Source organism: Methylibium sp. (assembly GCF_013817365.1).
Lineage (GTDB): Bacteria > Pseudomonadota > Gammaproteobacteria > Burkholderiales > Burkholderiaceae_C > Methylibium.
In genome coordinates this window covers 1-2,991 of the sequence record NZ_JACDCU010000472.1, presented here as the reverse complement: position 1 = coordinate 2,991, position 2,991 = coordinate 1, and the positions used below count along the sequence as shown (strand labels likewise).

General features: G+C 69.6%; 4 protein-coding genes. All 4 read left to right on the top strand.

Features of this window, described 5'->3' with window-relative positions:
* The coding region (gene metG / locus H0W38_RS19940) for a methionine--tRNA ligase subunit beta (protein WP_292457443.1) at nt 1-371 on the top strand (371 nt) is incomplete at its 5' end.
* A gap of 208 nt (nt 372-579) precedes the next feature.
* Nucleotides 580-1,956: a HAMP domain-containing sensor histidine kinase gene (locus H0W38_RS19935; RefSeq protein ID WP_292457440.1), complete on the top strand. Its 1,377-nt coding sequence runs from the start codon at nt 580-582 to the stop codon at nt 1,954-1,956.
* Nucleotides 1,953-2,582 carry a response regulator transcription factor gene (locus H0W38_RS19930; protein WP_292457438.1) on the top strand — a complete coding sequence of 210 codons (630 nt, stop codon included), beginning with the start codon at nt 1,953-1,955 and terminating at the stop codon, nt 2,580-2,582. Before H0W38_RS19935 ends, H0W38_RS19930 begins: the two co-directional genes overlap by 4 nt.
* 87 nt (nt 2,583-2,669) lie before the next feature.
* Nucleotides 2,670-2,991, top strand: a 322-nt coding sequence (locus tag H0W38_RS19925) for a LysR family transcriptional regulator (protein WP_292457436.1), incomplete at its 3' end; no start/stop codon positions are given.

The window sequence follows — 2,991 nt, the reverse complement described above, 5'->3', positions numbered from 1 at the left end:
CCGTGCTGCCCGGCGGCGAAGCGCTCGCACCCACCATCGCCATCGAAGACTTCGCCAAGATCGACCTGCGGCTGGCCCTCATCGTGGATGCCGCGCGAGTCGAGGGCAGCACCAAGCTCCTGAAGCTGACGCTCGATGTCGGCGAAGCGCAGCCACGCACCGTGTTCAGCGGCATCCAGTCGGCCTTCGATCCCGCCTCGCTCGTCGGCAAGATGACCGTCGTCGTCGTCAACCTGGCGCCGCGCAAGATGAAGTTCGGCCTCAGCGAAGGCATGGTGCTGGCCGCCTCGCATGCCGACGACAAAGCTCACCCGGGCCTGTTCCTGCTCGAACCTACGCCCGGCGCCGTGCCGGGCCTGCGCATTCGCTGAGCGACGCACAAGCAAGCTCGAAGCTGCCGGCCGGCGTCGAACTCGCGCGTTCGACGCCGGCGCATGGAACAAGTCCATCATGAATTTCATGAATCGGCCGCGCCCTTGCGGGCCGTGCTGCCGATAGCATCGGCGCCATGGAGTGCGCAACGAGTTCGATGTCAAGCCGCCGGGCTCTTGCGGCCGGCCGAGCTACTGCGGAGCCGACATGAGCCTGCGGCTGAAGATCCACCTCATCGTGGCCGCACTGGTCACGCTGTTCCTCGCGGCAATGATCGCCCTGCACCTGGGCAACCTTCGCGATGCGGTGCGCGAGGAGGTGGTTGCGGCCAATCGCGTGGCGCATCAACTGCTCAACCGCACCGTGCTGGTGGGTGCTTCCGAAGGCACGCCGGCGATGGCGCTGTACCTGCAGGGCCTGGGCCGCGTGCGGTCCAACGAGATCACGCTGGTGGATGGCGAAGGCCGGGAGCTGTATCGCTCGCCCCCTTCGCCCTACAAGGCGGGCCGCGACGCGCCCGACTGGTTCGAGCGGCTGGTCGTGCCGGGGCCTTCCGAGCAGTCGATCGCTTTCCCCAACGGCAAGATGGTGGTGCGCGCCGATGCCTCGCGGGCCGCGGTCGACGCCTGGGACCAGTTCCTCGAGCTCGGCGCTACCGCGCTGCTGCTGCTGCTGGTGGTGAATGCGGTCGTCTATTGGGTGGTCGGCCGCACGGTCGAGCCTTTCGGGCAGATCGTGAAGGCGCTCGGCCGCATCGAGGCCGGGCACCTGGAAGAGCGCCTGCCGCCGCTCGCCGGAACCGAGGCGGCCTCCATCGGTGCCGCGTTCAACCGCATGGTGGTCGGCTTGCGTGAGCGGCTCGAGGCCGAGCGCCGCGCGCTGGCCGCCGAGAGCGAACTGTCGGACCGGCGCGAGCTGGCCCGCTGGATCGACCGCCATCTGGAACAGGAACGCCGGCTCATTGCGCGCGAACTGCACGACGAGCTCGGGCAGTCGGTCACCGCGATCCGCAGTCTCGCGCTGTCGGTGGCGCAGCGCACCGCCGAGCACGACCCGCAGGCCTCGCAGGCCGCCAGCGTTATCGCCGACGAGAGCTCGCGCCTGTACGACGCCATGCACGGGCTGATTCCCCGGCTGGCGCCTTTGGTGCTCGATGCCTTCGGCCTGGCCGACGCGATGCGCGATTTGGTAGAGCGCACCCGTGCCAGCCAGCCGGGTGCCGCGGTGGAGCTGCAGGTCTCGCTCGGCGATGCGCGGCTCGGTACCGAGGCGGCCCTGGCGCTGTACCGCGCCGCCCAGGAGGGCCTGACCAACGCGCTTCGTCACGGCCAGGCCAGCCACATGAGCGTGAGCCTGAAAGCCGAGGACGACGGCGCCCGCCTGGACGTGCGCGACGACGGCCGCGGCCTCGCGCCCGACTGGGTGGCCAGAACGGAAGAAGACGGCGGCCACTACGGTTTGCGCTGGCTGGCCGAGCGCGTGGAGGCGCTGGGCGGCAGCCTGCACATCGGCAACATCGAACCGCGCGGCGCGCAACTGCGGGTGTGGATGCCGTTCACGCCGGCTTTGGAGGGCACCGCATGATCCGCGTGATGCTGGTCGACGACCACGCCTTGGTGCGCATGGGGTTTCGCATGCTGCTGGCCAATGCCGAGATCGAGGTCGTGGCCGAGGCGCAAAGCGGGGAAGAAGCCTGCCAGCAGGTGCCCAAGGTCAAGCCCGACGTGGTGGTGATGGACCTGTCCATGCCCGGCATGGGCGGGCTGGAGGCGGTGCGGCGCCTGCTGGCACAGGACCCCAAGCTCAAGCTGCTGGTGCTTTCCGCCCACGAGGACACCGCCCATCCGCAGCGCGTGCTGCGTGCTGGCGCGCTGGGCTACCTGGCCAAACGCAGCGCGCCCGAAGCGCTGATCGCCGCCGTGACCGCGGTGGCGCGCGGCGAGCGCTACATGGACGCGCAGACCGCGCAGCGCGTGGCCGTGGCGCAGCTCGACGGCGAGGCGAGCCCGGCCGACAGGCTCAGCGAGCGCGAGTTCTCCGTGTTCATCCAGCTCGCGCGCGGCGCGACGGTGGCGCAGATCGCCGACACGCTCAATCTTTCGCCGAGCACGGTGGGCACGCACCTCTATCACATCAAGCAAAAGCTCGGCGCCGGCAACCAGAGCGAGATCACGCTGGTTGCCTTGCGCTGGGGGTTGATCCAGGCCTAGGCAAGGCCCGGTTCACCGCGTCGAGGCGCTGCAGATGCGCGCGCTTGCTGCACCATCGCCTCAACGCAAGGGCCACCCGATTCCATCATGCGTCTCAAGCACATCGAGGTGTTCAACGCGGTGATGCTCACCGGCACGGCGAGCGCGGCGGCACGGCTGCTGCACGTGACGCAGCCGGCCGTCACGCAGACGCTGCAGCTCGCGGAGTTGCAACTCGGCTACGCCCTGTTCACCCGCCAGCGCAACCGGCTGGTGCCGACACGGCAGGCACAGTCGCTGTACCCGGAGGTCCAGCGATTGATGTCGCAGCTGGAGTCGGTGCGGCGCATCGCCGCCGCGCTGGGCAGCGACGAGGAAACCCGGCTGCGCATCCTGATCGTTCCGTCGCTCGCCGTGCGCGCGCTGCCCG